This window comes from Vibrio sp. 1641 (assembly GCF_033339995.1).
Taxonomy (GTDB): domain Bacteria; phylum Pseudomonadota; class Gammaproteobacteria; order Enterobacterales; family Vibrionaceae; genus Vibrio; species Vibrio alginolyticus.
In genome coordinates this window covers 18,565-45,029 of record NZ_JAWOVP010000017.1, presented here as the reverse complement: position 1 = coordinate 45,029, position 26,465 = coordinate 18,565, and the positions used below count along the sequence as shown (strand labels likewise).

At 46.0% G+C, this 26,465-nt stretch carries 24 protein-coding genes; 16 read left to right on the top strand and 8 right to left on the bottom strand.

Going from position 1 to position 26,465, the window contains the following annotated elements:
- The first annotated feature begins 9 nt into the window (after nucleotides 1–9).
- On the top strand, nucleotides 10–1,032 hold the full coding sequence (gene epmB, locus R7Z47_RS21425; protein WP_065274938.1) for an EF-P beta-lysylation protein EpmB: 1,023 nt from the start codon (nucleotides 10–12) through the stop codon (nucleotides 1,030–1,032).
- A gap of 95 nt (nucleotides 1,033–1,127) precedes the next feature.
- Nucleotides 1,128–1,625 (top strand): MgtC/SapB family protein, encoded by a 498-nt coding sequence (locus R7Z47_RS21420; protein WP_005381504.1) that lies wholly within the window; start codon nucleotides 1,128–1,130, stop codon nucleotides 1,623–1,625.
- A gap of 100 nt (nucleotides 1,626–1,725) precedes the next feature.
- Here the strand turns inward: R7Z47_RS21420 and R7Z47_RS21415 are convergent, their stop codons facing one another.
- The 3 genes from R7Z47_RS21415 to R7Z47_RS21405 form a co-directional block, all read right to left on the bottom strand.
- Entirely contained in the window at nucleotides 1,726–2,289 is a 564-nt protein-coding gene (locus R7Z47_RS21415) for a VC2662 family protein (protein ID WP_005381507.1), read from the bottom strand.
- Nucleotides 2,290–2,604: 315 nt separating this feature from the next.
- Nucleotides 2,605–4,251, bottom strand: a complete 1,647-nt coding sequence (gene groL / locus R7Z47_RS21410; protein WP_005381509.1) for a chaperonin GroEL — start codon at nucleotides 4,249–4,251, stop codon at nucleotides 2,605–2,607.
- Between the two features lie 77 nt (nucleotides 4,252–4,328).
- The gene (locus tag R7Z47_RS21405; RefSeq protein ID WP_005381516.1) at nucleotides 4,329–4,619 is read right to left on the bottom strand and encodes a co-chaperone GroES; all 291 of its coding nucleotides are present in this window, start codon (nucleotides 4,617–4,619) and stop codon (nucleotides 4,329–4,331) included.
- Nucleotides 4,620–4,859: 240 nt separating this feature from the next.
- Here R7Z47_RS21405 and R7Z47_RS21400 point away from each other — a divergent pair, with 240 nt between their 5' ends.
- Nucleotides 4,860–6,242 carry an MATE family efflux transporter gene (locus tag R7Z47_RS21400; RefSeq protein WP_262607107.1) on the top strand — a complete coding sequence of 461 codons (1,383 nt, stop codon included), beginning with the start codon at nucleotides 4,860–4,862 and terminating at the stop codon, nucleotides 6,240–6,242.
- Between the two features lie 90 nt (nucleotides 6,243–6,332).
- Here R7Z47_RS21400 and pfkA read toward each other — a convergent pair whose 3' ends face one another.
- From pfkA to R7Z47_RS21385, 3 genes are all read right to left on the bottom strand, one after another.
- Complete coding sequence (gene pfkA / locus R7Z47_RS21395; RefSeq protein ID WP_005381521.1) at nucleotides 6,333–7,295, bottom strand: 6-phosphofructokinase; 963 nt, start codon at nucleotides 7,293–7,295, stop codon at nucleotides 6,333–6,335.
- A gap of 283 nt (nucleotides 7,296–7,578) precedes the next feature.
- Nucleotides 7,579–8,487: a CDF family cation-efflux transporter FieF gene (gene fieF / locus R7Z47_RS21390; protein WP_025768809.1), complete on the bottom strand. Its 909-nt coding sequence runs from the start codon at nucleotides 8,485–8,487 to the stop codon at nucleotides 7,579–7,581.
- Nucleotides 8,488–8,598: 111 nt separating this feature from the next.
- Nucleotides 8,599–9,111 (bottom strand): CpxP family protein, encoded by a 513-nt coding sequence (locus R7Z47_RS21385; protein WP_005386388.1) that lies wholly within the window; start codon nucleotides 9,109–9,111, stop codon nucleotides 8,599–8,601.
- Between the two features lie 190 nt (nucleotides 9,112–9,301).
- On the opposite strand from R7Z47_RS21385, the gene R7Z47_RS21380 reads away from it, so the two are divergent.
- The 4 genes from R7Z47_RS21380 (at nucleotide 9,302) to trmL (ending at nucleotide 12,785) form a co-directional block, all read left to right on the top strand.
- Nucleotides 9,302–9,991 (top strand): response regulator, encoded by a 690-nt coding sequence (locus R7Z47_RS21380; RefSeq protein WP_054577277.1) that lies wholly within the window; start codon nucleotides 9,302–9,304, stop codon nucleotides 9,989–9,991.
- On the top strand, nucleotides 9,991–11,385 hold the full coding sequence (cpxA, locus tag R7Z47_RS21375) for an envelope stress sensor histidine kinase CpxA (RefSeq protein WP_170894109.1): 1,395 nt from the start codon (nucleotides 9,991–9,993) through the stop codon (nucleotides 11,383–11,385). Before R7Z47_RS21380 ends, cpxA begins: the two co-directional genes overlap by 1 nt.
- A gap of 174 nt (nucleotides 11,386–11,559) precedes the next feature.
- Nucleotides 11,560–12,168: a superoxide dismutase gene (locus R7Z47_RS21370; protein WP_005382382.1), complete on the top strand. Its 609-nt coding sequence runs from the start codon at nucleotides 11,560–11,562 to the stop codon at nucleotides 12,166–12,168.
- 137 nt (nucleotides 12,169–12,305) lie between these two features.
- Nucleotides 12,306–12,785, top strand: coding sequence for a tRNA (uridine(34)/cytosine(34)/5-carboxymethylaminomethyluridine(34)-2'-O)-methyltransferase TrmL (gene trmL / locus R7Z47_RS21365; protein ID WP_025768811.1), 480 nt, complete (start codon nucleotides 12,306–12,308; stop codon nucleotides 12,783–12,785).
- Nucleotides 12,786–12,855: 70 nt separating this feature from the next.
- Here trmL and R7Z47_RS21360 read toward each other — a convergent pair whose 3' ends face one another.
- On the bottom strand, nucleotides 12,856–13,374 hold the full coding sequence (locus R7Z47_RS21360; protein WP_053303024.1) for an FxsA family protein: 519 nt from the start codon (nucleotides 13,372–13,374) through the stop codon (nucleotides 12,856–12,858).
- A 431-nt stretch (nucleotides 13,375–13,805) separates the two neighbouring features.
- Here R7Z47_RS21360 and aspA point away from each other — a divergent pair, with 431 nt between their 5' ends.
- The 4 genes from aspA to R7Z47_RS21340 all read left to right on the top strand — a co-directional run bounded on the left by aspA (nucleotide 13,806) and on the right by R7Z47_RS21340 (nucleotide 19,559).
- A complete protein-coding gene (gene aspA / locus R7Z47_RS21355) occupies nucleotides 13,806–15,257 on the top strand; it encodes an aspartate ammonia-lyase (protein ID WP_005382379.1) in 1,452 nt (483 codons plus the stop codon).
- 176 nt (nucleotides 15,258–15,433) lie between these two features.
- Nucleotides 15,434–16,741 carry an anaerobic C4-dicarboxylate transporter gene (locus tag R7Z47_RS21350; protein WP_005382378.1) on the top strand — a complete coding sequence of 436 codons (1,308 nt, stop codon included), beginning with the start codon at nucleotides 15,434–15,436 and terminating at the stop codon, nucleotides 16,739–16,741.
- Between the two features lie 161 nt (nucleotides 16,742–16,902).
- Nucleotides 16,903–18,735, top strand: a complete 1,833-nt coding sequence (locus tag R7Z47_RS21345; RefSeq protein WP_262607106.1) for a protein-disulfide reductase DsbD — start codon at nucleotides 16,903–16,905, stop codon at nucleotides 18,733–18,735.
- A gap of 194 nt (nucleotides 18,736–18,929) precedes the next feature.
- The gene (locus R7Z47_RS21340; protein WP_005382375.1) at nucleotides 18,930–19,559 is read left to right on the top strand and encodes a response regulator; all 630 of its coding nucleotides are present in this window, start codon (nucleotides 18,930–18,932) and stop codon (nucleotides 19,557–19,559) included.
- On the opposite strand, the gene R7Z47_RS21335 is transcribed toward R7Z47_RS21340, so the two are convergent.
- On the bottom strand, nucleotides 19,556–21,307 hold the full coding sequence (locus tag R7Z47_RS21335; RefSeq protein ID WP_005382374.1) for a potassium/proton antiporter: 1,752 nt from the start codon (nucleotides 21,305–21,307) through the stop codon (nucleotides 19,556–19,558). The two genes, R7Z47_RS21340 and R7Z47_RS21335, sit on opposite strands and share 4 nt — an antisense overlap.
- Nucleotides 21,308–21,827: 520 nt before the next feature.
- Between R7Z47_RS21335 and R7Z47_RS21330 the strand changes: the two genes are divergently transcribed.
- The 5 genes from R7Z47_RS21330 to R7Z47_RS21310 all read left to right on the top strand — a co-directional run bounded on the left by R7Z47_RS21330 (nucleotide 21,828) and on the right by R7Z47_RS21310 (nucleotide 26,402).
- Nucleotides 21,828–22,091 (top strand): DUF4212 domain-containing protein, encoded by a 264-nt coding sequence (locus R7Z47_RS21330; protein WP_005382373.1) that lies wholly within the window; start codon nucleotides 21,828–21,830, stop codon nucleotides 22,089–22,091.
- Nucleotides 22,092–22,103: 12 nt separating this feature from the next.
- Nucleotides 22,104–23,831 carry a sodium:solute symporter family protein gene (locus R7Z47_RS21325; RefSeq protein WP_005382372.1) on the top strand — a complete coding sequence of 576 codons (1,728 nt, stop codon included), beginning with the start codon at nucleotides 22,104–22,106 and terminating at the stop codon, nucleotides 23,829–23,831.
- Nucleotides 23,832–23,939: 108 nt separating this feature from the next.
- Entirely contained in the window at nucleotides 23,940–24,422 is a 483-nt protein-coding gene (locus R7Z47_RS21320) for a hypothetical protein (protein ID WP_005382371.1), read from the top strand.
- A gap of 199 nt (nucleotides 24,423–24,621) precedes the next feature.
- Nucleotides 24,622–24,999, top strand: coding sequence for a hypothetical protein (locus R7Z47_RS21315; protein ID WP_005382370.1), 378 nt, complete (start codon nucleotides 24,622–24,624; stop codon nucleotides 24,997–24,999).
- A gap of 17 nt (nucleotides 25,000–25,016) precedes the next feature.
- A complete protein-coding gene (locus tag R7Z47_RS21310; protein ID WP_176311193.1) occupies nucleotides 25,017–26,402 on the top strand; it encodes a class II fumarate hydratase in 1,386 nt (461 codons plus the stop codon).
- The last annotated feature ends 63 nt before the right edge of the window (nucleotides 26,403–26,465 follow it).

The window sequence follows — 26,465 nt, the reverse complement described above, 5'->3', positions numbered from 1 at the left end:
CTAAATTCAATGCCGCACATAATAACCCGAAAAGTCGAATCTGTTGAGCAAAACTGGCTCAAACAGTTGGCGAATGGGATCTCTGATCCTGCAAAATTGCTCGAAATACTGGAAATTGATCCTTCACCGTGGCAAGACGGGTTTGCCGCGCGCAAGCTGTTTGCACAGCGTGTACCGCAAAGTTTTGTCGATAGGATGGAGAAAGGCAACCCTAAAGACCCTCTTTTACGTCAGGTTTTACCACTGAGCGACGAATTTGAGGTGCATCCGGGTTACTCCAATGATCCATTGGAAGAGCAGGACAATGAAGTCCCTGGCCTGCTACACAAGTATCGCAACCGCGCCCTGATGATTGTCAAAGGTGGCTGCGCGGTAAATTGCCGTTACTGTTTTCGTCGTCACTTCCCTTATCAAGAGAACAAAAGCGGGAAACAAGCCTGGACCAAGTGCTTAGAGTACATGGCACAACAACCAGAGTTGAACGAAGTCATCTTCTCAGGTGGTGATCCATTAATGGCAAAAGACGATGAGATTTATTGGCTTTTAGAGCACATTGCTCATATTCCTCACATCAAACGTCTGCGTATTCATAGCCGTTTACCTGTGGTGATTCCAGCTCGAGTCACTGATGAACTATGCCAACTGCTGCAAGCATCAAGGTTACAAATCATCCTCGTCACTCACATCAACCATGCCAACGAAATCAATGACGAATTTGCTGAACAGATGTTCAAGCTCAAAAGAGCGGGCGTTACGCTTCTAAACCAAGGCGTTCTGCTGAAAGGCGTGAATGATTCGGTAGAAGCTCAAGTGGCGTTAAGTGAGGCCTTATTTGACGCGGGTATCTTGCCTTATTACCTCCACGTTCTTGATAAGGTGCAAGGCGCAGCGCACTACTTTATTTCGGACGAAGAAGCGAAAGCTATTATGCGCGGACTCATCACGCGTGTATCGGGTTATCTGGTACCAAAACTCACACGAGAAATTGGTGGCAGGCCAAGTAAAACGCCGTTGGATTTGCATTTAGAGTAAGCTCTGACGCTCAATTAAATTTGTCGTCTAGATTGATTATTTTTGTTCGCTTTGCACGGTAAGTCTATGCATACTCCGCACTTTTGGAGGTCAAGATGCATACAGCATTCGAACAAATTTTCGATCTTGGCCCATTCAGTTGGCCTGCCCTACTATGCTGCGCCATTAATGGGCTCATGATCGGTATAGAGCGCCAAACTCGTGGTAAACCGGTTGGCATTCGCACAGCAATATTAATTATTTCAGGCACCTACCTGTTTATGTCGATGGCAGTGTCGTTATCGCCAAATACACTTGATCAAGCACGAGTGCTTGGTCAGATCATTACTGGCGTCGGCTTCTTAGGCGCTGGCGTTATGATGACACTTGATGGAAAAATCCATGGCGTAACATCCGCGGCTGTAATATGGGTGCTAGCAGGTTTAGGTTTGATGATAGGTTTGGGTTATTTAACGCAGTCGGTGGTTATTACTCTCCTGACACTAACCGTGTTGTTAGGTGTGGATAAAGCAGAAAACCACATCAAAGCATTACGCCGCGGTGTTCATCAAAGAATTCAACAACGCAAAACTTCATCACGATTAATTAAATAGTTAACGCTCCGAGAAACTCACTTCATCTCATCAGTAATTAAAGAGCCCTCGACGAACATCGAGGGCTTTCTGTATATAAAGATTCTGACTTTCTCAGGGATTACTTAGCAAAGTTGATGAGTGGGAAACACTTGAAGAAACCGTTATCCGCACAGTTCAAAAGACCAATTTGCACGCCATCGATTTGATCGGTCATGTTGAAGAAACCAAACTGGAAATTAGACTTCTTAGAGATACTCGCTAAGCCCACATCCGCCATGGTGTAGCCTTCAGAATAGTTCACCGCGCTCCAGTTCAAGCCTTTTACGTTGTTCGTAATGTTAACAGCACCCAAGTTAACACCCGTCGTCTGACCTTGGTTCCAGTTAACTAAACCTAAAGACGCGCCTTTCATTTCTTGATTTACTTTTGCTGCGCCAAAAAACAGACCGAAGTTCACACCTGTCGTACGATCCGTTTCTGACATACCAAGCAGTGAAAAGTCGACACCTTTAACCTCATTTACCTGTCCATGCAACACAGCTAAACGAACACCACCAACTGAAGAATTCGAAGGTGCGTTTGTGTTATCGATAGTAGAGAACATCACAGGTGTACTGTCGGCAAAAGCAACAGGTGATGCGATAGCGGCTGCAACCGCCAATGACGTCATAAGCTTTTTCATTTTCATCTCCATGATGGGAAGCAACAATTTACAACATAGTGTAATGTTCAGATTTTGCTCTGTCCCCGTTCAAAAAGTGTTAGCAATAGGTCAGATTTAACCATCTGACTCAAAAGAAAAAATATTTCTCTTCGATTTTTTGCTTCTGAAATGGCGCTTTTTACGCTCAAAAATCTCATGATAAGCCACTCCAGAACGTCATGTTTCTCAGGTGACACGCATAAAAAAAGTCGAGGCATCTGCCTCGACTTTTAAAGGTTTGGTCGGTTATCTTTCCGCTATAAGGGCTCCCTTAGAGCGATGAGATAAGCTGGCTTACATCATGCCGCCCATACCGCCCATGCCACCCATGCCGCCCATGTCAGGCATCGCTGGCGCGTCTTTTTGCGGTAGGTCAGTAACCATCGCTTCAGTAGTGATCATCAGACCTGCAACCGATGCTGCGAATTGTAGTGCAGAACGAGTAACTTTCGTTGGATCTAGGATACCCATTTCTAGCATGTCGCCGTATTCGCCTGTTGCCGCGTTGTAGCCGTAGCTACCTTCACCCGCTTTCACGTTGTTCGCAACAACTGAGTCTTCCTCACCTGCGTTCTTCGTGATTTGACGGATTGGCGCTTCCATTGCACGTAGTGCAACGCGGATACCAACGTTTTGTTCTTCGTTGTCACCCGTTAGGTGAGCAATCTTAGATGCCGCGCGGATAAGTGCAACACCACCACCAGCAACAACACCTTCTTCAACCGCTGCGCGAGTTGCGGCTAGCGCATCTTCTACACGGTCTTTCTTCTCTTTCATTTCAACTTCAGTCGCAGCACCAACTTTGATTACTGCAACACCGCCAGCCAGTTTAGCTACGCGCTCTTGTAGTTTCTCTTTGTCGTAGTCTGAAGTTGCGTCTTCGATTTGTTGACGAATCTGAGCAACACGGCCAGAGATCATCTCTTCTTCACCGATACCATCGATGATAGTCGTGTTTTCTTTCGTGATAGAAACACGCTTCGCTTGACCTAGATCTTCTAGTGCAACTTTTTCTAGCTCTAGACCGATCTCTTCAGAAATCACAGTACCGCCAGTTAGGATAGCGATGTCTTGTAGCATTGCTTTACGGCGGTCACCGAAACCAGGTGCTTTCACAGCTGCAACTTTTACGATGCCACGCATGTTGTTCACAACCAATGTTGCTAGCGCTTCGCCTTCTACATCTTCTGCAATGATAAGCAGTGGACGAGATGCTTTCGCGACAGCTTCTAGCGTTGGAAGAAGCTCACGAATGTTTGAGATCTTCTTATCAACAAGAAGAATGAATGGGTTTTCTAGATCAACACTGCCTGATTCTTGGTTGTTGATGAAGTAAGGAGACAGGTAACCGCGGTCGAACTGCATACCTTCTACTACGTCTAACTCGTCTTGTAGCGCCTGACCTTCTTCAACCGTGATAACGCCATCACGACCCACACGCTCCATTGCTTCTGCAATGATATTACCTACGCTTGCGTCTGAGTTTGCAGAGATAGTACCAACCTGCGCGATCGCTTTTGTGTCGTTACATTCAACAGAAAGCTCTTTTAGTTGCTCAACTGCCGCAGCAACAGCTTTGTCGATACCACGCTTAAGATCCATTGGGTTCATGCCCGCTGCGACTGCTTTTAGACCTTCGTTAACGATAGATTGTGCTAGTACCGTTGCTGTTGTTGTACCGTCACCCGCTGCGTCGTTTGCTTTAGACGCAACTTCTTTAACCATTTGTGCGCCCATGTTCTGGAATTTATCTTCCAGCTCGATTTCACGCGCTACTGATACACCATCTTTAGTGATAGTCGGTGCACCAAAAGATTTGTCTAGAACGACATTACGTCCTTTAGGACCCAGTGTTACTTTTACTGCGTCAGCCAGAACGTTTACACCTTCCAGCATTTTAACTCGTGCGTCATTACCAAATTTAACGTCTTTAGCAGCCATCTTTGATTTCCTTTCTAAAATTCTTTGTGTGTAATTTCGTAATTGAATCTGAGCAAAAAATTACTCAATGATTGCTATTATTCAACGATCGCCATGATGTCGTTTTCAGACATGACAAGCACTTCTTTACCGTCGATTTTTTCAGTTTTTGTACCGTAACCTTCAGCGAAGATAACGGTATCACCGACTTTAACGTCTAGTGGCAGTACGGTGCCGTTTTCTAGGATGCGGCCTTTACCCACAGCTAGAACAACACCGCGAGTCGATTTTTCTGCAGCAGAACCAGTCAGAACGATGCCACCAGCAGACTTAGATTCAACTTCTTTACGTTCAACGATAACTCGGTCATGTAATGGACGAATGTTCATCGGTCGTCTCTCCTGAAAATTTCCATGTTTATTTGATAATTGTCCTTAGGGACTGTAGCCCCAGACACGTGATCCCTATATAAGGGGTCGAAGCAGCGATCCCAAGGGGGTGGCACAAAATTTTTGTGACTTAGTTAAAATAACGAACAACTAGGCAACGGTTTGCGTTAGAAATGCTCACTCGCTCGGCATCTCGCTTTCTTGTATCCTTGCAGTTTGCTCACCAGATAGTTGTCACACATGCAGGAAAATAACAAGCTGGAACCCCAAGCGACCGATAAGCATGGTTTGTTGACCGCACCCATTCCTGAAACGCTGCGGAAAATGACCGTACCCATGACCATGGGCATGATCGCAATTTTGATGTTTAACTTGGTGGACACGTTTTTTATCTCGTTGCTTGGCACTCAAGCGCTAGCGGCTATCAGCTATACCTTCCCTGTAACCTTTGCGGTTAACTGCATTACGATGGGGATTGGGATGGGACTATCGACCAATATTGGTCGCTTGCTTGGGCAAGGTCATGCACCACAAGCTGCACGGTTCACCACCCACGGTTTGTTATTAGCCGTGTTACTTGTGGCTATCGCGTCTTCTATTGGCTTTACCACCATTGCGCCATTGTTTCGTTTTCTTGGTGCGTCTGATGATCTCACCCCTCTTATTGAGCAGTATATGCAGGTCTGGTATCTCGCCATTCCTCTGCTAGTGATCCCAATGGCGGGCAACAGTGCTATCCGAGCTACTGGCGACACAAAAACACCAGCAAAAGTCATGATGTTGGCTGGTTTGATTAATGGCATGCTCGATCCATTGTTGATTTTCGGTTATGGCCCTTTTCCGGAACTTGGCATTCAAGGCGCAGCCATAGCAAGTGCCTTTAGCTGGTTAGGTGCTTTGTGTGGCTCATTCTATGTGCTAATTAAACGGGAAAAATTGCTTGCTCAACCCCAATGGGCTTTGCTGAAACAAGACTGGCAACAGACACTAAAAATTGGTACCCCTGCAGCGCTATCAAACGCGATGAATCCGTTGTCCGGTGCCATTCTGATGATGCTGTTATCCAACCACGGTACAGCGGCGGTTGCTGCTTACGGGGCAGCGCAGCGTATTGAGTCCATATTGATTTTAGTATTGATGTCGCTGACCTCTGCCCTCACACCGTTTATGGCACAAAATTTAGGAGCCAAACAACCGCAACGAGCCTTTTCCGGTTTATTTATTAGCATGCGTTTTGCAGTGGTATTCCAAGGGTTTATCTTCTTGATGATGGTACCGCTGAGCATTCCTCTGGCTGCGCTGTTTTCTCAGGAAGATGCGGTGAAAAACCTGCTTTGGCATTATTTACTGGTGGTGCCATTTAGTTATGGCTTCCAAGGCATCGTAATGATGTTAGTCAGTGGTTTGAATGCGATGCACAAGCCATTGCGTGCATTCCAGTGGAGCTTTATGCGGCTGTTCATTTTTACCTTGCCTTCGGCGTGGGTCGGGAGCCAAATCTACAGCATTGAAGGCTTGTTTATCGGTATCGCGGTTGGGAATACGTTGGGTGGGCTACTGGGCTACTTGTTTGCGCTGCGCGAGCGAAAATTAACGCTCATAGAGCAGAGCAGCGTGTCTTAACACTCGTCTATCGCTAGTTTCTTTTTGTTGATTCTCAAATACAAAAAAACCGCGGAAAGCCGCGGTTTTGTTTATCTATTTCAAGCTTGCTTAGAACAGTTCTTCAGCAACTTTGTATAGATCGTTGCGTACTGGACGCTTCATGTTTTCGATTGCGTCGATGATATCGTGGTGAACAAGTTGCTCTTTCACGATACCTACACAACGACCACCATGACCTTCGATCAATAGGTGAACAGCGTAGTTACCCATACGAGATGCTAGGACGCGGTCAAATGCAGTTGGACGACCACCACGTTGGATGTGACCAAGTACTGTTGCACGAGTTTCACGACCTGTCGCGGCTTCGATGTCACGTGCTAGTTCATTAGCATCCATCATTAGCTCAGTAAGCGCGATGATCGCGTGTTTCTTACCTTTAGCGATACCATCTTGGATGTTGCTGATCAGCTTGTCTTTGTCTAGACCAGTTTCCGGAGTGATGATGTATTCACAACCGCCCGCAATTGCAGACATCAGAGTCAAATCACCACAGTGACGGCCCATGATTTCTACAATTGAAATGCGTTGGTGAGATGAAGAAGTATCACGTAGACGGTCGATTGCATCGATAACGGTGTTTAGTGCACTTAGGTAGCCCACAGTGTAATCCGTACCTGCGATATCGTTGTCGATTGTGCCCGGAAGACCGATACATGGGTAACCCATTTCAGTCAGTTTCTTCGCACCCATGTACGAACCATCACCACCGATTACCACTAGTGCATCGATACCATGTTTTTTCAGGTTCTCAATCGCTTTTTCACGAACTTCCACTTGTTTAAATTCAGGGAAACGTGCAGAACCTAGGAACGTACCACCTTTGTTGATCACATCTGAAACGCTAGAACGATCTAGCTTCTCGATGCGGCCTTCGTATAGGCCTAGGTAGCCGTCGTACACACCGAATACTTCCAATCCTTCGGATAGTGCTGTACGTACTACGCCGCGTATCGCAGCGTTCATACCAGGTGCGTCACCGCCACTTGTTAAAACACCGATCTTCTTAATCATGCTCACCCTCGATCTTTGGTAATCAATTATTTAATTTTCTTTTAGGCCCCTTGTTACCAAGCAACCTGCATAATCCAGAACTGTGCGTTATGTTACATTTCCTCTACAGGATTACCAATGAAAACGCACTTTTTTATGTAACTTTTCTACTTATGTAAGAGTATTACAGTTTCTCTATGAAACTTTGTTGATTCATATCAGGATCACGAATCTTAATAAGTATTGATGGAAAGATAGTCAATAAGTACCTGTTTGTCGTCGGGCACTGATGGATTTTTCAAGCCTACCAATCTTGTGCTTTCTGCTCTTTCTCTGGTCCGAAAACGACAGACAATGGATCTTGATGGATCAATACATCCGCATCAGGAAACAGAGCCAATAAATTATCTTCCACTTTATCAGCAATGTAATGCGCCTCAATTAATCTTAAGTTATCGTCTAGCTCTAAATGCAACTGGATAAAGCGCGTCGGTCCTGACATTCGCGTTCGTAACTGATGCACGCCCAATACCCCTTTTACGCTCAAACAAGCTTGGTTAATTTGCTCAAGCTCTTCATCGGGCAACTTTCTATCAAGTAAGGTTTGAATCGCTTCGCTGACCATTTTGAAAGCGCTATAAAGAATGAAGACACCAATACCAATCGCAAACACAGCATCCGCTTGAGTCACTCCAAAATAACTGAGCCCCAGAGCAACCATGATCGCAGCATTCATATACAAGTCAGTCTGATAATGCAGAGAATCCGCCGCTATTGCTTGGCTCCCCGTCACGCGAACCACATGTTTTTGGAACATCACCAAGCCAAGTGTGACCACAATCGCAAACAGCGATACATACACACCTAACTCCGGTGCGTGTAAAGCATGTGGGCGGAAAAATCGGTCAATCCCGTTAAGAATCAAAAATACTGCCGAGCCCGAAATAAACATTGCTTGGGCTAGGGCCGCTAAGGACTCAGCTTTACCATGTCCAAACGTATGTTCGCGGTCTGCCGGTTGTAAGGCGTAACGAACCACCACAAGATTCACAACCGAAGCCGCGATATCTAACATGGAGTCAATCAATGACGCCAATAAGCTCACTGAGCCGGTTACCCACCACGTGATGACTTTTACTATCAGAAGAAGCGTCGCCACAATGGTTGCAGTCCAAGCGGCGGTCGTAACTAAACGTGCGTATTGCTGTTTCATAATCAAAGAGTTAACTAAAACCATACGTTGAGTATATTGAATGACCATGAAATAACCAGATCAAAAAGAGGCAACCAATGGCTGCCTCTTTATATAACATCAATTCATGACTTAATTATTGCGCGACTTTTCCATGCGCTTGTGCATTCTGTCGCCACACTCTTGCATACGTTCATTTTGTAGCTCAACAAATTTCGCTTTCTGCTCAGGTGTTAATACACTAAGCATTTGGTGCTTTCTTTCTAGCATTTGCACGCGACGTTCCGTTTGGCGCTCAACCATCTCTTTTGCTAATTCGCTAGCTTGAGCTTCATCAAAGTTATCCGCCAGCAAAAGCGATTGTACTTTTGCGTGATGCGCTTGACGCTCAGCCATACGTGCTTCTTTGCCATCAGCGAATTTTGCTTTCATTTCTGCTTTGTTTGCTTCACGCATTTCTTTTAGCTGATCTTTTTGTGCATCAGTCAGGTCTAGTTGACGCATGACACCTCGGTCCATACCCATGCCGCATTCGTCACGAGGACCTTTATGATGGTTTTTACCACCGTAAGCGAATGCGCTTGCGGCGCCAAGAGTAAGAGGTAGAACAACAGCAGCTAACACAAGTTTTTTTGCAGACTTCATAATACGATTCCTTACACAGGTGAGTGGTTCTTCTGAGCTGTTCTCACAGCGCTTGAGTATAGAATACGACCTACTAGGTAAAGCGACGTATAGGGAGCGTAAAGAATCGTAAAGAGTGATTTTTCTCCTCTTCGTTGCGCATCATTCCAATGTAATATTAGGCTATCGGTAACTTACTATAGGTGCCCCCATGGCAAACATTCTTTTAATCGATGACGATATCGAGCTAACCAGCTTATTAAAAGAAGTACTCAGTTTCGAAGGGTTTGACGTCAGCGAAGCAAATGACGGTGAAGCCGGCTTAGCCGCGGTCAATGATAAGATTGATTTGATTTTGTTGGATGTCATGATGCCAAAACTCAATGGCATGGAAACGCTGAAACGCTTACGTGAAAATTGGGAAACTCCCGTCTTGATGCTGACCGCTAAAGGGGAAGAAATTGATCGCGTGATCGGCTTGGAACTGGGCGCGGATGATTATTTACCAAAACCTTTTAGTGACCGAGAGCTGTTAGCGCGTATCCGCGCGATTTTACGCCGCACTAGCAGCACACAAAAAAATACCAAAAACAGCGATTGCATTGAGTATCAAGAAATCCGCCTCTATCCCGGTAAGCAAGAAGCGTACTGTGAGCAACAGCTACTCGATCTCACGGCAACCGAGTTTGCGCTACTCACCCACTTCGTACAAAACCCAGGACAAGTGCTGACCAAAGAGACACTGAGCTTAGATGTGCTTGGTAAACGACTCGCTGCTTTTGATCGCGCTATCGATATGCATGTCTCGAACTTACGTAAAAAATTACCAGATCAAAGCAATGGCAAGCCGCGAATTAAAACCCTGCGTGGTCGTGGCTACATGCTGCTTGAGGAGGATTAATGCGCCTATCACGCATCAAACTGCCAAACATCAATAGCCTGTATGGACGCATCTTTGCCATTTTTTGGTTCACCATGTTATTAGTATTGATAGCCGTGCTATCACTGCCACATTTGGACCCACGCAAAGCTCGCGATATTCCAGAAGAACACTACAAACGTATGGTAGAAACGCGTGACTCAATCCAACAAAAATACAGCCAGCAAACTGATTTAGGCCGCATACTTTTTCGTATCGAGGGCAACCGCCACGGCAAGCACGACCCTCGCCCACGAGTGTTTTTTTCTGACTACAGCGGTAATGTTCTTACGACAGAAAAACGCAGCAATTTTCAATTGCGTGCCATGCAAAACTTTGTCACCAGTATCGAAGATTACAATAATCCAAAGCAGAAGCTGTATGGTCGATACATGATTGCGGGCCCAATTCCTATCACTTTGGCAGATTCCGATATCTTGATGTACGTGGGCTTCAAGTGGAATGAGCCACCACCTCTACTCCTGCGTCTGTTTGATCACCCATTCCAGCTCTTGCTTGCGGTCATGTTGGTTAGTACACCATTGCTGTTATGGCTTGCTTGGGCTTTGAGTCAGCCTGCACGTCGTCTTGAAGCCGCTGCTCAACGTGTGGCGAAAGGTGAATTTGTCACAGACCCAAATTTAGAAAAAGGCACGGCGGAGTTTCGTCAAGCAGGTAGCAGCTTCAACCAGATGGTCGAAGCGGTTAATCAAATGATTTCAGGACAACAACGTTTGCTATCCGATATCTCTCACGAGCTGCGCTCACCTTTAACTCGTCTGCGCATGGCAAGCGCATTAGCGACGCGTAAACAAGGCGAAAGCCCAGAACTGACTCGTATCGATACCGAAGCGCAGCGCTTGGAACAGATGATCAGCGAACTATTAGAGCTTTCTCGCATGCAGGCGAACAGTCATATGACTCGCGAAACACAGCCACTAGAAAGTTTATGGGAAGAAATCATTAAAGATGCGCAGTTTGAAGCAGAGCAAATGGGCAAACAGCTACACTATTCAGAATTACCTAAGCGCAATATTTCCGGTAACCCTAAACTACTGATGAGTGCGGTGGAAAATATCGTTCGTAACGCCATTTACTACGGAAAAGATGAGGTACAAATCGACATCAAAGCCGATGACGATACGCTTCGTATCACGGTTGACGATAATGGAGAAGGTGTACCAGAAGAGGAACTGGCCGCGATTTTTCGCCCGTTCTATCGCGTTTCCACGGCACGCGATCGCCACTCTGGCGGCACAGGTCTCGGCCTAACCATTACCGAAAGTGCCATTCGCCAGCACAGTGGCACGATCGCAGCCAGCCGAAGTCCTTTAGGCGGATTGCGTATGAGTATCACCTTACCGATCAATTGTTAGTCTCAATTTGATGAACTAACAATAATTCGCACCATATTTCTAGAGTGAGTGATTCACAGCCCCACCCTCACTTTAGAAATTGGCGAGGCTTCTTAGAATACCCTTACAAAGATCAAAGTTGATAATAATTATCGTTAGCATTAAAGTAAATTTTCCAGTTAAGGAGGATTTACTATGTCACATACATTTCCCGCTCTGCCTTACCCGTACGATTCACTAGAGCCGTACATCGACGCGAAAACCATGGAAGTGCATTACAGCAAACACCACAAGACGTACTTTGATAAGTTTGTAAATGCCGTTGAAGGGAGCGAGCTCGAAACTCAGTCATTAGACGAGATCTTTGACAATATCTCTAAGCTCAGTCCAGCAGTACGTAATAATGGTGGCGGCTATTACAACCACATCATTTATTGGAATTGCATGTCACCAAACGGTGGCGGAGAGCCTCAAGGCGCGCTTGCTCAAGCAATTAACGATAAATTTGGTAGCTTTGCGCAATTTAAAGAGGCGTTTGCCCAAGCAGCCATCAATACCTTTGGGTCTGGCTTTGCATGGCTGATCGTAAAAGATGGTGAGATTCACATTACGTCCACCAGCAATCAAGATAACCCTCTGATGGACGTAGTGGATGTGCGCGGTGAACCAATCCTCGCATTAGACGTGTGGGAGCACGCGTATTACATCAGCTACCAAAACCGTCGCCCAGAATATATTGATGCGTGGTGGAACGTCGTCAACTGGCGAGCAGTTGAAGAAAACTATGCTCACGCTCTCTTATAAAGAGCATCGCTACTTACGGTATTAACATCCGCGCTAATGCCTGCTTTCATACCCAGGTCAATCTTGCTTGAATCTCGCATATTTCGGTGACTTGGGTATATACTGCCCCTCTCTTTGACCAACTCTATTTCAATACCATGTTTGATATCGCTTTATACGAACCAGAAATCGCGCCGAACACCGGCAACATCATTCGACTATGCGCCAACTGCGGTGCAAACCTTCACTTAATTGAACCTCTGGGTTTCGATCTTGAAGAGAAAAAAGTCCGCCGCGCTGGTTTGGATTACCATGATTTAGCTCGCGTAACGCGTCATAAAAACTATCAAGCGTTCTTAGAATATTTAGAGAAAGAGAAGCAAGGTAACTACCGATTGTTTGCCTGCACCACCAAAACCACAGGTCACCACGTTGATGCACAATACCAAACGGGTGATGTTTTGATGTTTGGTCCAGAAACTCGTGGTTTGCCTGCTGAAATCATCGATAGCTTGCCAATGGAGCAGCGTATTCGCATTCCAATGATGCCAGATGCGCGCAGCCTAAACCTTTCGAATGCCGTTGCGATCATTGCTTTTGAAGCATGGCGTCAAATGGGCTTTGAAGGCGCATTGTAAGCGGCACGAATTCCAAATACAGAAAAGGGCGCTTGGTGCGCCCTTTTGTTTTCTTTGCTGACTAACTCAATCAGCTGAGCTTGTTGCGATCATCATCGTCTTTACGCTCGTATTCCCCTTCGAAGGTATTGCCATTATCTGACTGGGAATCAAATGGGTCACGACGGAACGGGTCTTGCTCAAATGGCCCCTGGTTAGAGAAACCACCTTGGAAGCCACCGCCATGCATGGTTTTCACCACCATTTTGCTCATCAAGTATTTAGCTATCGCGGCGCGTGGCGCAGGAAGCAATACCAACATACCAAGGGCATCGGTCATAAAGCCCGGGGTTAACAGTAGCACGCCAGCCACCGCTAGCATTACGCCTTCAAAAATTTGCTGGGCTGGAATTTCACCTTGTTCAAGACGCCCCTGTACTGACATCAGTGTTTGTATACCTTGGCTACGAACCAACGATGCACCAACAAATGCCGTGATTAAGACTAGTGCAATGGTCGGCCATAAACCTAAAAAGCCGCCCACCTGAATAAATAAGCCGATTTCAATGATCGGAACAAAAATAAACGCTAATAATAAGATAGGAAACACACGCCCTCCTTTGTTTAATTCAGTGTAATGGTAAAAGCAGACTAAGCTCAAACGAATCGTTGTAAAAAAGCGTGTTCATACTGGTCTCCTTCTCTTTTAGACAAAGTAGCGGGAGCGCGTTTCATTCAATTGCGTACCGATTTTTTCGTGCTTTTAAAGTGCTAATTTCGAACTCTAAAAACTCATGTTTGTCGAGGAAAATCGAGTACCCATAAAGGGTTATTAATAACCCGTTCATACTTTGCAAATTATTGACTCATTAAAAACGAAAAAGGTGATCTAGTTACTATTTTTATGCGCTAGGTGCAGTATCATGTGCCACATAAGTCAGGACGGATTTTCCAGCCAAAAATTCTGATGAATGGATTCTAGATTGCAGAAATGGCTAATAAATAACTTTATTATCAGAATTATCATCTAAGGATCCTGCTATGGCTACCCTATCTGATGCTCCAAAAACAGCAAACCCAGCCACTCGTATTGAAGAAGATCTATTAGGTCAACGTCATGTCCCTGCAGATGCGTACTACGGTATTCATACGCTACGTGCGATCGAGAACTTCAACATCTCTAATATGACCATCTCTGACGTACCAGAATTTGTACGCGGCATGGTAATGACCAAAAAAGCAGCCGCGTTGGCAAACAAAGAACTTGGCGCTATTCCAAAAGACGTTGCAAACTACATCATCGAAGCGTGTGATTTGATCCTAGAAACTGGCAAGTGCATGGATCAGTTCCCATCAGACGTATTCCAAGGCGGTGCAGGCACTTCAGTTAACATGAACACGAACGAAGTGATCGCAAACGTTGCGCTTGAGTTGATGGGTAAAGAGAAAGGCCAATACGAATTTGTTAACCCAAATGACCATGTAAACAAGAGCCAATCAACCAACTGTGCGTACCCAACAGGTTTCCGTATTGCGGTATACAACAGCGTACACAAGCTAATGGAAGCAATTGAGTACCTAAAAGGCGCATTCGAACTAAAAGCCGTTGAGTTTAAAGATGTACTGAAAATGGGCCGTACTCAGCTTCAAGACGCAGTACCAATGACAGTAGGTCAAGAGTTCCATGCATGGGCGGTAACACTAAACGAAGAGATTCGTGCTCTAGATTACACATCTAAACTCCTCCTAGAAATCAACCTAGGCGCAACCGCAATCGGTACTGGTCTAAATACACCAACTGGCTACCAAGCGCTTGCAGTAAAACACCTAGCGGAAGTAACAGGCCTTGACGTTGTTGCAGCAGAAGACCTTATCGAAGCAACGTCTGACTGTGGTGCATACGTAATGACTCACGGCGCGCTAAAACGCCTAGCAGTGAAACTATCGAAGATCTGTAACGACCTTCGTCTACTTTCTTCTGGTCCTCGTGCGGGTCTAAATGAATTGAACCTACCTGAAATGCAAGCAGGCTCTTCAATCATGCCAGCTAAAGTAAACCCAGTTATCCCAGAAGTAGTAAACCAAGTTTGCTTCAAAGTTCTCGGTAACGACAACACGGTTTCTTTCGCAGCAGAAGGCGGTCAGCTACAGCTAAACGTAATGGAACCTGTGATCGCACAAAGTGTGTTTGAGTCTATCTCTCTACTACACAACGCGTGTGTGAACCTACGTGATAAATGTATCGACGGCATCACTGTGAACAAAGAAGTTTGCGAAAACTACGTTTACAACTCTATCGGTATCGTCACTTACCTAAACCCATACATCGGCCACCACGAAGGTGACATCGTAGGTAAGATTTGTGCAGAAACTGGTAAGAGTGTTCGTGAAGTCGTGCTAGAGCGCGGTCTGCTTACAGCAGAGGAGCTTGATGAAATCTTGTCAGTAGAAAACTTCATGCATCCTACTTACAAAGCAAAACGTTACGAGTAATAACGAATCCGAAGGGGGCCACTCAGGCCCCTTTTTTAGGCTCTCATACGGTTAACCACATTTTTTATATGCTTTTATTGCCGCTAAACCACTAGGTTCTCATTCTCTGAGCATTTACTCCTGTTCCTGAGTGTTCAAAAAATCAGAATCAAATAAAAAACTAAAGAGGTATCAATATGGTCATGGTCGAACTCTTCGTGGTTCTGCTCTTCATCTATTTGGGGGCAAGAATCGGTGGTATCGGCATTGGTTTTGCCGGTGGTGCTGGGGTCATTGCGTTGTCTTTGATCTTGGGCGTACCAACAAGCCAAGCTTACATTCCCGTTGACGTAATTTTGATCATCATGTCTGTAATCACCGCTATCGCAGCAATGCAGGTAGCGGGTGGTTTAGACTGGATGGTGCAAGTTGCTGAAAACTTTTTGCGCAAGCATCCTGAGCGCATCACCTTTTATGCGCCTATCGTAACTTACCTAATGACATTAATGGCGGGTACTGGCCACACGGCATTCTCTACTTTGCCAGTGATTGCAGAAGTAGCGAAAGGCCAAGGCGTGCGCCCTTCTCGTCCACTGTCTATCGCGGTCGTAGCATCGCAAATCGCTATCACCGCATCACCAATCTCAGCGGCTGTTGTAGCGTTCGCGGCAATGCTGCACCCATTTGGCGTTGACTACCTAACACTACTAGCAATCTGTATCCCAACGACGTTCATCGCGTGCATGATCGGTGCGTTCGTGGCGAACTTCATGGGCTGTGAGCTAAAAGACGATGCTGAATACCAAGAGCGTCTAGAAAAAGGCTTAATCAAGCTAAATACAGAAGCAAAACGCGAAATCCTACCAACAGCGAAGAAAGCAACCTTCATCTTCCTAGGCGCAATCGCATTTGTCGTGTGTTACGCAGCAGCAATTTCTGGCTCTGTGGGTCTTATCGAGAACCCTGCTCTAGGCCGTAACGAAGCTATCATGACGGTAATGCTAGCAGCTGCGGCAGCTATCGTAATGAGCTGTAAAATCGATGCTGGCAAAATCCCAGCAGCAGCAACATTCCGCTCTGGTATGACAGCGTGTGTGTGTGTTCTTGGTGTGGCATGGCTAGGTTCTACGTTCGTTAACGCGCACGTTGACGGCATCAAAGAAGTGGCTGGTGCGCTACTAGCAGACTACCCATGGATGCTAGCACTTGTTCTATTCTTCGCTTCAATGCTGCTTTACTCACAAGGTGCAACCACTGTTGCGCTGATGCCAGCAGCACTAGCAATCGGTGTCGCACCACTTACCGCAGTTGCATCTTTCGCAGCAGTAAGTGCGCTATTCGTGCTGCCAACTTACCCAACGCTACTTGCCGCGGTTGAGATGGACGACACGGGTTCAACTCGTATCGGTAAGTACGTATTCAACCACCCATTCTTTGTACCTGGTGTGGTAACCATCGCTTCTGCGGTAGCACTTGGCTTCGCATTCGGTGGTCTACTGATCTAGTAGAAACAGAGTCTTACTCGGGGAGCTTCGGCTCCCTTTTTTATTGCCTGTTGTCTTGATTTATGCTCAATAAATCTTCATTTTCATGAAACTTATTGACTCGCCTCCGGGTCTGATTGAGTTACACTAACGGCAATTATCTAAGATGAATTGACTCTTTTATGCGCGCATTACTTTCCGTTTTACTCTTAGGGCTCATTACCTTTTCCACTCCGTCTTTAGCTTTATTTGGCAAAGACCAGTTTAACAGTAGCCAGAACAACAGTTTTGGTAGCAGCAGCGACAGTTTTGTTCCTGTTGATCAGGCGTTTCCATTTAACTTCTACCAGCAAGATGACAAATTGATGCTCGATTGGCAGGTACGTGACGGGTACTACCTATATCAAGAGCGCTTGTCTGTAGCTGGTGAGAAAGTATCGCTAGGCGAACTGCAAATGGAAGACGGCACACCGCATAAAGATGAATTCTTTGGTGACGTGCATATCTATACTCAACCTCTCTTCGTTAATGTACCAATGCATGATTGGCAAGACGGTGCTCGCGTAGTCGTGCAATACCAAGGTTGTGCGAAAGCAGGCTTCTGTTACCCGCCAGAAACTCGCGTGATTCCTATCAGCGCGTTTACTTCGTCGAACTCAGATTCAACAACGGCGACAACTGCATCAAAAGCAGAACAGACACCAACAGCAACGCCACCAGCGGCGCAATCATCTACGTCTGGTGACACATCATCAGCGCCAGTAACACAGCAAGATAGCCTTGCAGCCAACCTTGCTGATAACTGGTGGACACCACTTCTGTTCTTGGCGCTTGGTGTGGGCTTGGCGTTTACACCTTGTGTGCTGCCTATGTACCCAATTCTGACCAGCATAGTGCTTGGCAGTGGCAAACTAAGCCAACGCCGTGCGCTAGGCTTGTCATTCGTCTACGTGCAAGGCATGGCGCTGACTTACACTCTACTCGGCCTTGTGGTGGCATCTGCAGGTATGCAGTTCCAAGCGGCAATGCAGCACCCTTATGTGCTGATTGGCTTGAGCGTACTGTTCATCACACTCGCTTTTTCTATGTTTGGTCTGTACTCATTACAGCTACCAAGCAGCGTGCAAACGTGGCTGAATAACTTAAGTAACAAGCAGCAAGGTGGTAGCAGTGCTGGCGTGTTTGCCATGGGGGCGATTTCTGGACTGGTTTGTTCTCCTTGTACCACGGCACCTCTGTCTGGTGCGCTACTTTACGTGGCACAAAGCGGCGATTTGCTGACGGGTGGTATCGCGTTATACGCGCTGGCGATGGGCATGGGTATTCCGCTTATTCTTGTTGCAGTCTTCGGCAACAAACTGCTACCAAAAGCAGGTGGTTGGATGGACCGAGTGAAAACACTCTTCGGCTTTATTCTGCTTGCCGCACCTATCTTCTTACTAGAACGCATCATGCCAGAAATGTGGTCAACGATTCTGTGGTCAGCACTGGGTATTGCTGCTTTTGGTTGGCTATACCACATCAAAAACAGTCTAGAGTTTGGTGGCTGGAAACAAAGTGCCGTGGGCATAATCGCCGTCTTAGGTTTGCTAGCCTCAGCACAACCTATCTTAAATTACTGGTTTGGCAACAGCACAACACAAACTCAGCAAGCCACTGTTAGCTTTACTCGCATTGCTAACGTGGCGGATCTTGAAGAACAACTGGCACTTGCGAAAGCGGCAGGTAAACCCGTCATGCTCGATTTCTACGCCGATTGGTGTGTAGCATGTAAAGAGTTTGAAAAGTACACCTTCCATGACCCAAGCGTCGAAGCCAAACTGCAAGACTTCATTCTTCTGCAAGCGGACGTGACCAAAAACCAAGTGCAAGACATCAAACTACTGAAGCACATGAGTGTGCTTGGTTTACCAACAATTGAGTTTTGGGATGCCAGTGGTGAACACGTTTCAAACGCTCGTTTGACGGGCTTTATGCAAGCCGAGCCTTTCTTAGAGCATATCAAGCAGTTCTGATAACCAGATATTCAAACGCCAGTGATGTCCACTGGCGTTTTTTATTGCTCAGATTTGAATAAGAACATTGCGTTTATATGCAATTTTCCTAATAAAAGTCGATTTGGTTCAGACTTTTAGCGAATAAATATTGTCCACTCTCTCAAAGCTGGACAATAATAAATTTAACGAAATAGTCAAAAGTGTTTAACGTCATGGATTCGACCTACACCATCATTATTGCAGATGATCACCCACTCTTCCGGAATGCCTTGTTTCAATCTATCCACATGGCTATTAGTGGTGCAAATTTGCTGGAAGCGGACTCACTCGACGCACTTCTGGCTTTGTTAGAACGAGAGGAAGAGCCAGATTTAGTGCTATTGGACCTCAAAATGCCAGGAGCAAATGGTATGTCTGGCTTGATTCATTTGCGAGCAGAGCATCCAGATTTACCTATCGTCGTCGTTTCAGCGAGTGAAGAGCCGGCGATCGTGACGCAGGTGAAAAGCCATGGTGCATTTGGTTTTATTCCCAAGTCCAGCGACATGCGCGAATTAGTGAACGCGCTCAATCAAGTGCTGAATGGCGACCCATACTTCCCTGAAGGGTTGATCACCAATAACGCGGCATGTAATGACTTAGCGGAAAAGATTGCTGCGCTAACACCGCAGCAATATAAAGTGTTGGGAATGTTGTCCGATGGCTTGCTGAACAAGCAAATCGCTTACGAATTGAATGTTTCAGAAGCCACCATAAAAGCGCACATGACAGCGATTTTCCGTAAGCTCGGTGTAAAGAACCGCACGCAAGCCGTGATTATGCTGACGGAAATGAGCGACTAGATTGACGTCTTATCGTCAGACTTACTTTTTTCGTTTGGCAATCGGATACCGACTTTAGTGACCTGCTGATCAACAACATCAGCGACGATCCAATGCAAACCTTGCCACTCGAAATGGTCTCCCAATACTGGCGTGCTACCTAATTGCTCTTCGACAAGGTTTCTCAAACTTTTATCCAGCGGTTCATCCCCCAGATTCAAACCATACATCACGGCAATATCGGCAAGCTTCACTTCAATATCGAGGAAGAAGTCACCGAAGAATCGCGCTAGCGACGCTTTCTCTGGGGCTTCACTAAACAGTAAGCTCAGTGCATCTAAATCCTTTTCTTGAGCTAATACACACAAGGTATCATCTTCCTCAAGACGCGTACTGCCGGATGGGTGCAATAGCTCTTTACTGCGAAATACAGCGGCGATACGCGTTCCTTCCGGCATCGAAAGACTACGTAATGGCTCACCAATGCACCATTTATCTGCTTTAAGTCTATAGATAAAAAGCTCCCACTCACTGGTCGGGTAAATCTCTACACCCGTACGCGAAATTGGCTCAGGCTTAGAAGGTAGCTCGACCTTTGCAAGAGACATCGCCTTAGTCAACGTGCCCCCTTGTACTATCAAAGACACCATTACTACAAAGAATGCCAAATTGAAGTACAGTTGAGCATCTGGCAACCCTGCCATCATCGGAAATACCGCGAGGATGATAGGTACAGCACCACGCAGTCCTACCCAAGAGACAAACCACTTTTCACGTGGCGTGAAACTCTTGAATGGCAGTAAACCAATCCAAACTGAGATTGGTCGGGCAAACAAAATCATCCCGAAGGCAAGCGCAAGACCTGGCAACGCAATAGAGAGTAAATTAGATGGTGTAACCAACAAGCCAAGCACCAAGAACATACCAATTTGAGCTAGCCACGTCATACCATCTAAAACATGAAGAATAGAGTGTCGGCTGCGTGTTGGACGGTTACCTAATAAAAGACCAACAAGGTAAATCGACAAAATACCACTGCCACCCAAAGTGTTAGATAAAGCGAAAATAAGCAAGCCACCACTGACCGTTAAAATAGAATACAGCCCATCTGGTAATTGATTGCGATTGATAACTTTCCATAAGATCCAACCACCAGCGAAGCCAAGTAACGCGCCGATACCAAACTGCTTAAGAAAACTGAACGCCAAAAAGCCCGCACTTAAATCTGCGCCAGGGTTCGCTAAAATAGCAATCAGAGTTACGGTCAGAAACACCGCCATAGGGTCATTGGTGCCGGATTCAATTTCCAGCGTTGAACCAACACGTTCGTTCAGGCTACGACCTTTGAGTAGAGAGAAGACCGCGGCAGCATCGGTGGAACCAACAATCGCACCAACCAATATGCCTTGCAATAAATCTAAGTCGAATAACCACGTTGCCATCAGCCCGGTCAAAATGGTGGTGATCGCAACGCCAAATGTCGCCAAAGAGACCGAGGGCCATAACGCAACCCTAAAGCTGGCGACCCGCGTTCTCATCCCACCATCAAGCAAAATGATGGCTAATGCGAGGTTACTAACCAAATAAGCGATGGAAAAGTTATCGAATAAAATGCCGCCTAAGCCGTCTTCCCCCGCCAGCATTCCAACGGCTAAAAATACCAAAAGAATTGGGATCCCCAACTTAGAAGACACTGGGCTTAAAAGAACGCTAAGTGCGATTAACAACGCACCTATTAGAAAAAAACTGTTAATGGTGTCTGCGTCCATTCTCACCCTCCCTTAATGAAAAACGATAATAATTGTGATGAGCAAGGCTACTTCGTTAATGAGGTAATGCCCTAATCTGCCTCCCCTTTACACCGTCTCAAAATGCGAGGTTGTACGAGAATGACTCAGTTATATTACTTTATTGTGCGTTAAAACGGTGATTTGATGCGAAAACTTTATGTAAATAAATTACTTGAGAGCTTTCTTATCTACGCCTTCTCTCTTTAAGAGCCACAAGATCACCACCAATATTTACACAGCATCTCCAAGTTCAATGAAGAAAAGATTAATGGCCAGTCTTAATCATGCTTGTTTATCCAATCAACCTTTAGACCTTTGGCTAACTTAACAGTTTATTAACATAACATTTTACCCCTTTGTTCGCTGCAAAAGCCCATAGCATGGGGATTCTTCATTTTTAACACCCCGACTAAAGTTGAAAAGAGTTATTGCCAACACCTTGCTAATGTACACATTGAAACATTTCATTAACAACAATACCAATCGTAAGGAGACGGCAATGGCATTTGAAAGCGAAGAAAGAGCCAAAGCCTATTGGGACAAAAACGTGAAGCTCATGATCGGCCTAATGGTCATCTGGTTCGTCGTGTCTTTCGGCTGCGGCATTTTATTTGTCGACGTACTAAATCAATTTCAACTAGGCGGTTACAAACTCGGTTTCTGGTTTGCTCAACAAGGCTCCATCTATGCCTTCCTAGGAATTATTTTCTATTACGCATGGAAGATGCGCCAAATTGACCGTGAATTCGGCGTGGACGAATAAGGAGTCACTCAGATGGATTTGAAAACTATTACCTACCTGGTCGTTGGCGCCACGTTCATCCTGTACATCGGGATTGCTATTTGGGCTCGCGCCGGCTCAACCAAAGAGTTTTATGTTGCTGGTGGCGGTGTAAACCCGATTGCAAACGGTATGGCAACCGCAGCCGATTGGATGTCCGCAGCGTCGTTTATCTCAATGGCAGGCTTAATTGCCTTCATGGGCTATGGCGGCTCAGTATTTCTAATGGGTTGGACTGGTGGTTACGTTCTGCTTGCGCTGTTGCTAGCACCTTACCTACGCAAATTTGGGAAGTTTACGGTGCCAGAGTTTGTTGGTGAACGCTTTTACTCCAATACCGCACGTATCGTAGCGGTTGTTTGTCTTATCATCGCATCAGTGACTTATGTTATCGGTCAGATGAAAGGCGTAGGTGTTGCGTTTGGTCGCTTCTTAGAAGTGGACTACTCCACTGGCCTATTAATTGGTATGTGTATCGTTTTCATGTACGCGGTTCTTGGCGGCATGAAAGGCATCACTTACACGCAGATTGCTCAATATTGCGTACTCATTCTTGCTTACACTATCCCTGCAATCTTTATCTCTCTGCAACTCACTGGTAACCCAATCCCACAAATTGGTCTGGGGAGTACCATGGCTGGTACCGATGTCTATCTACTCGATCGGCTTGACCAAGTTGTGACCGAACTCGGATTCAGTGAATACACGACCCAAGTACGTGGCGACACACTTAATATGTTTGTCTACACCATGTCACTGATGATTGGTACTGCCGGTCTACCACACGTAATTATCCGTTTCTTTACGGTGCCGAAGGTTCGCGACGCACGTACATCAGCAGGCTGGGCTCTGATCTTCATCGCAATCCTTTACACTACTGCACCAGCGGTATCAGCGATGGCTCGCCTCAACCTAATGAATACGGTAAATCCAGCTCCGGGTCAGCACCTAGCGTATGACGAGCGTCCTGCGTGGTTCAAAAACTGGGAAACAACTGGACTACTCGGTTTTGACGATAAAAATGGCGATGGCAATATCCAATACACTTCAGATGCGTCCACCAACGAACTGCGCGTTGATAACGACATCATGGTATTGGCTAACCCAGAGATCGCTAAACTACCAAACTGGGTGATCGCACTTGTGGCAGCAGGTGGTCTTGCAGCTGCACTATCTACCGCAGCAGGTTTACTACTCGCCATTTCTTCAGCTATTTCCCATGACTTAATCAAAGGGGTTATCAATCCGAACATATCCGAGAAAAAAGAGCTACTTGCTAGTCGAATATCAATGGCAGTAGCGATAGCAGCCGCAGGCTATCTCGGTTTAAATCCGCCTGGATTTGCCGCAGGTACGGTAGCACTCGCCTTTGGTCTTGCCGCTTCATCCATCTTCCCTGCATTGATGATGGGCATCTTCAGCAAGAGCATCAACAAAGAAGGCGCAATCGCCGGTATGATTGCAGGTATCAGTATTACGCTGTTCTACGTATTCCAACACAAAGGCATCCTTTTCGTTGCTGATTGGAAATATCTAGAAAGCTGGGGAACAAACTGGTTCCTGGGTATTGAGCCAAACGCGTTTGGTGCTATTGGCGCACTATTTAACTTCATCGTCGCATTCGCTGTCTCCAAAGTAACAGCAGAAACGCCACAAGAAGTAAAAGACCTAGTCGAACACGTTCGCGTGCCAGTAGGTGCTGGTAGTGCAGTGGATCACTAAAAACTAATCAAAACCACAAAAGCCCCGTTTGGAACCAGCCGTCCGGGGCTTTTTTATTCTCACTTTTCAGTTACCATATTCGCAGTATGTCGTTGCAAGGAAGCCAAGATGTTCAAAAACAAGCACTTTATTCTCGCTCTACTGATTGCGCCAGTTCTCTCTTTGATCGCTTACTTCGGTACCGATATGGCCCTCAGCGAGAAGCCCCACGCGGCGCAAGAAGGGGAAACTTACAAACTCGCGAGTAAGTCTAATTGTCGTTACACCAGCGGTCTGTGTGATATGGAAAATGGCGATTTTAAAGTGAAATTTCGCTCGGAAAAACTCACTAAAAATAACTTAGAATTGTCACTCAACGCCGCTTACCCACTCGAAGGGGTTAAAGTTTCTATTGTGAGTGACAAAGAGAAAAACGCTCAACCGATTGATATGAAGCCCGCCGATCAAGCAGGCCAAAGCTGGTACATCACCTTACCAAAGCCTGCATCTGCAGAAAGCTGGTTAAGAGTCGTCATTCAATCAGGCGGCACACTGTATTATGGTGAAACGCAAACCGCATTTGTGAAGTACGAAACCTTATTTACTGAATAACGCTGACAAGCTAATTCACTGGTCTTCAAATGACAGTGACTTAGTTTCACTCAGCATAAATGAACTCCTACTCAGCCGACGCCTTTGCGTCGGCTTTTGTTTCCGTAAGTCTTTCTTCAACAACCTCTTACTGTAAAAAGGGTTGCCAACTCACAAGTTAATTGATAATAATTATCATTACATTTAATGAGAGGTGGTTATGGACAACAAACGGGACATCTTTAACGCATTTTTTAAAGCCCAAGATAGATTCCTTCTCGCCGCACCACATGGCTTTGAGCCAGACGTGATTCATGACTATATTCATTGGGGAATGGTGTTGTCTTCCTGTTATGAACACGATGCCGATGAAGAAAATCTATTGTTGTGTGAGCTGTTTTTACGTCAGGTTTATTTCCATTTACTAGACGCAATTCAAGACTCAACTCGCAGTCGTATCTTCCGTCGTGTCTGTCTCGATTCTATCCATACGCCATTATTTTGCCTCAAACGCTATTACTACCAGTTTGAACAAGGCGACGTGAAATTTCTCGCACTACAACAACAATTACGCCTGATTCAAATCTCACTCGATTAACCAAAAGGATCCCTACCATGAGCACCGAATTCCGCATAGAAACTGACAGTATGGGCGAAGTAACGGTCCCTGCAGATGCTCTCTACCAAGCCCAGACTCAACGCGCCGTCGATAACTTCTCATTCAGTCAACATAAAATGCCATCTGGTTTTATCAAAGCGTTAGCACACATCAAGCAGACTGCGGCACTCACCAACGCACAGCTAGGGCTGCTTGAGGGAGATATTGCCAACGCGATTGCTGACGCAGCTCAAGCAATTATCGAAGGCAATCATATTGAGCAATTCCCAATTGACGTGTTCCAAACGGGATCAGGCACTAGCTCAAATATGAATGCGAATGAAGTAATTGCAACACTGGCCTCCCAGCATCTAGGCGGCACTGTCAGCCCTAATGATCACGTCAACATGGGGCAAAGCAGCAACGATGTGGTACCAACGGCCATTCAAGTTAGCGCAGCATTAGCCATCGAAAAACAGCTCTTCCCGGCCCTGTCACACCTCAGCCAAACACTAGAGTCTAAACAGCAAGCATTGAAAGATGTTGTAAAAACCGGTCGCACCCACTTAATGGACGCGATGCCAATTACCTTTGCTCAAGAACTTGGCGGTTGGCAGTTCCAAATCGAGCATGCAAAACAAGCGATTGAACAAGCTCTTCCTGCTGTAAAAGCCTTAGCCCAAGGTGGTACGGCGGTTGGAACGGGGATCAATGCTGATCCACGCTTTGCAGACTTATTCGCTAGCAACCTAACCCAGTCAACTCGTATTCAGTTCACGGCCAGTGATAACTTCTTTTTCAATTTAAGCAGTCAAGATGCGATCGTCGCTCTGTCGGGACAGCTCAAAACAGCAGCAGTTGCGATCATGAAGATCGCAAACGATCTTCGTTGGATGAATTCAGGCCCATTGGCTGGTTTAGGTGAAATTGAATTACAAGGCTTGCAACCGGGTTCTTCCATCATGCCTGGCAAAGTAAATCCTGTGATCCCAGAAGCCGCAGCTATGGCATCAGCGCAAGTCATTGGTAATGACACCACCATTACCGTCGCAGGCCAAGCGGGCAACTTCCAGCTTAACGTCATGCTGCCAGTTATTGCTCATAACGTATTGGAGAGCGTCGAGTTACTCTCTAACAGCGCAACCGCTTTAGCTGACAAAGCCATTGCGACGTTTGAAGTTCGCCAAGATAACTTGGATGTAGCACTCGCCAAAAACCCAATTTTGGTCACGGCTCTCAACCCGGTCATTGGTTACCTAAAAGCGGCAGAAGTCGCGAAAAAAGCCTACAAACAGGGACGCGCGATTATTGATGTCGCGGAAGAAGAAACTGATTTGGATAGAGCCACACTAGAGCGATTGCTTAATCCAGCCAAACTGACCCAAGGCGGCGTCGCAGAATAAACGGCAAACTCAGCCTATCAACTAAGATTACAAACATCGAGACCTCCATTCGGAGGTCTCTTT

What these genes read in the sequence shown, in the direction of transcription:
- R7Z47_RS21310 (WP_176311193.1), top strand. Translation starts at nt 25,017, where the DNA reads ATGAGCACCGAATTCCGCATAGAAACTGACAGTATGGGCGAAGTAACG.
- R7Z47_RS21335 (WP_005382374.1), bottom strand. Translation starts at nt 21,307, where the DNA reads ATGGACGCAGACACCATTAACAGTTTTTTTCTAATAGGTGCGTTGTTA.
- R7Z47_RS21315 (WP_005382370.1), top strand. Translation starts at nt 24,622, where the DNA reads ATGGACAACAAACGGGACATCTTTAACGCATTTTTTAAAGCCCAAGAT.
- R7Z47_RS21340 (WP_005382375.1), top strand. Translation starts at nt 18,930, where the DNA reads ATGGATTCGACCTACACCATCATTATTGCAGATGATCACCCACTCTTC.
- R7Z47_RS21415 (WP_005381507.1), bottom strand. Translation starts at nt 2,289, where the DNA reads ATGAAAAAGCTTATGACGTCATTGGCGGTTGCAGCCGCTATCGCATCA.
- fieF (WP_025768809.1), bottom strand. Translation starts at nt 8,487, where the DNA reads ATGAAACAGCAATACGCACGTTTAGTTACGACCGCCGCTTGGACTGCA.
- R7Z47_RS21380 (WP_054577277.1), top strand. Translation starts at nt 9,302, where the DNA reads ATGGCAAACATTCTTTTAATCGATGACGATATCGAGCTAACCAGCTTA.
- R7Z47_RS21320 (WP_005382371.1), top strand. Translation starts at nt 23,940, where the DNA reads ATGTTCAAAAACAAGCACTTTATTCTCGCTCTACTGATTGCGCCAGTT.
- R7Z47_RS21385 (WP_005386388.1), bottom strand. Translation starts at nt 9,111, where the DNA reads ATGAAGTCTGCAAAAAAACTTGTGTTAGCTGCTGTTGTTCTACCTCTT.
- R7Z47_RS21350 (WP_005382378.1), top strand. Translation starts at nt 15,434, where the DNA reads ATGGTCATGGTCGAACTCTTCGTGGTTCTGCTCTTCATCTATTTGGGG.
- epmB (WP_065274938.1), top strand. Translation starts at nt 10, where the DNA reads ATGCCGCACATAATAACCCGAAAAGTCGAATCTGTTGAGCAAAACTGG.
- groL (WP_005381509.1), bottom strand. Translation starts at nt 4,251, where the DNA reads ATGGCTGCTAAAGACGTTAAATTTGGTAATGACGCACGAGTTAAAATG.
- R7Z47_RS21420 (WP_005381504.1), top strand. Translation starts at nt 1,128, where the DNA reads ATGCATACAGCATTCGAACAAATTTTCGATCTTGGCCCATTCAGTTGG.
- R7Z47_RS21325 (WP_005382372.1), top strand. Translation starts at nt 22,104, where the DNA reads ATGGATTTGAAAACTATTACCTACCTGGTCGTTGGCGCCACGTTCATC.
- trmL (WP_025768811.1), top strand. Translation starts at nt 12,306, where the DNA reads ATGTTTGATATCGCTTTATACGAACCAGAAATCGCGCCGAACACCGGC.
- aspA (WP_005382379.1), top strand. Translation starts at nt 13,806, where the DNA reads ATGGCTACCCTATCTGATGCTCCAAAAACAGCAAACCCAGCCACTCGT.
- pfkA (WP_005381521.1), bottom strand. Translation starts at nt 7,295, where the DNA reads ATGATTAAGAAGATCGGTGTTTTAACAAGTGGCGGTGACGCACCTGGT.
- R7Z47_RS21400 (WP_262607107.1), top strand. Translation starts at nt 4,860, where the DNA reads ATGCAGGAAAATAACAAGCTGGAACCCCAAGCGACCGATAAGCATGGT.
- R7Z47_RS21330 (WP_005382373.1), top strand. Translation starts at nt 21,828, where the DNA reads ATGGCATTTGAAAGCGAAGAAAGAGCCAAAGCCTATTGGGACAAAAAC.
- R7Z47_RS21370 (WP_005382382.1), top strand. Translation starts at nt 11,560, where the DNA reads ATGTCACATACATTTCCCGCTCTGCCTTACCCGTACGATTCACTAGAG.
- R7Z47_RS21345 (WP_262607106.1), top strand. Translation starts at nt 16,903, where the DNA reads ATGCGCGCATTACTTTCCGTTTTACTCTTAGGGCTCATTACCTTTTCC.
- R7Z47_RS21405 (WP_005381516.1), bottom strand. Translation starts at nt 4,619, where the DNA reads ATGAACATTCGTCCATTACATGACCGAGTTATCGTTGAACGTAAAGAA.
- cpxA (WP_170894109.1), top strand. Translation starts at nt 9,991, where the DNA reads ATGCGCCTATCACGCATCAAACTGCCAAACATCAATAGCCTGTATGGA.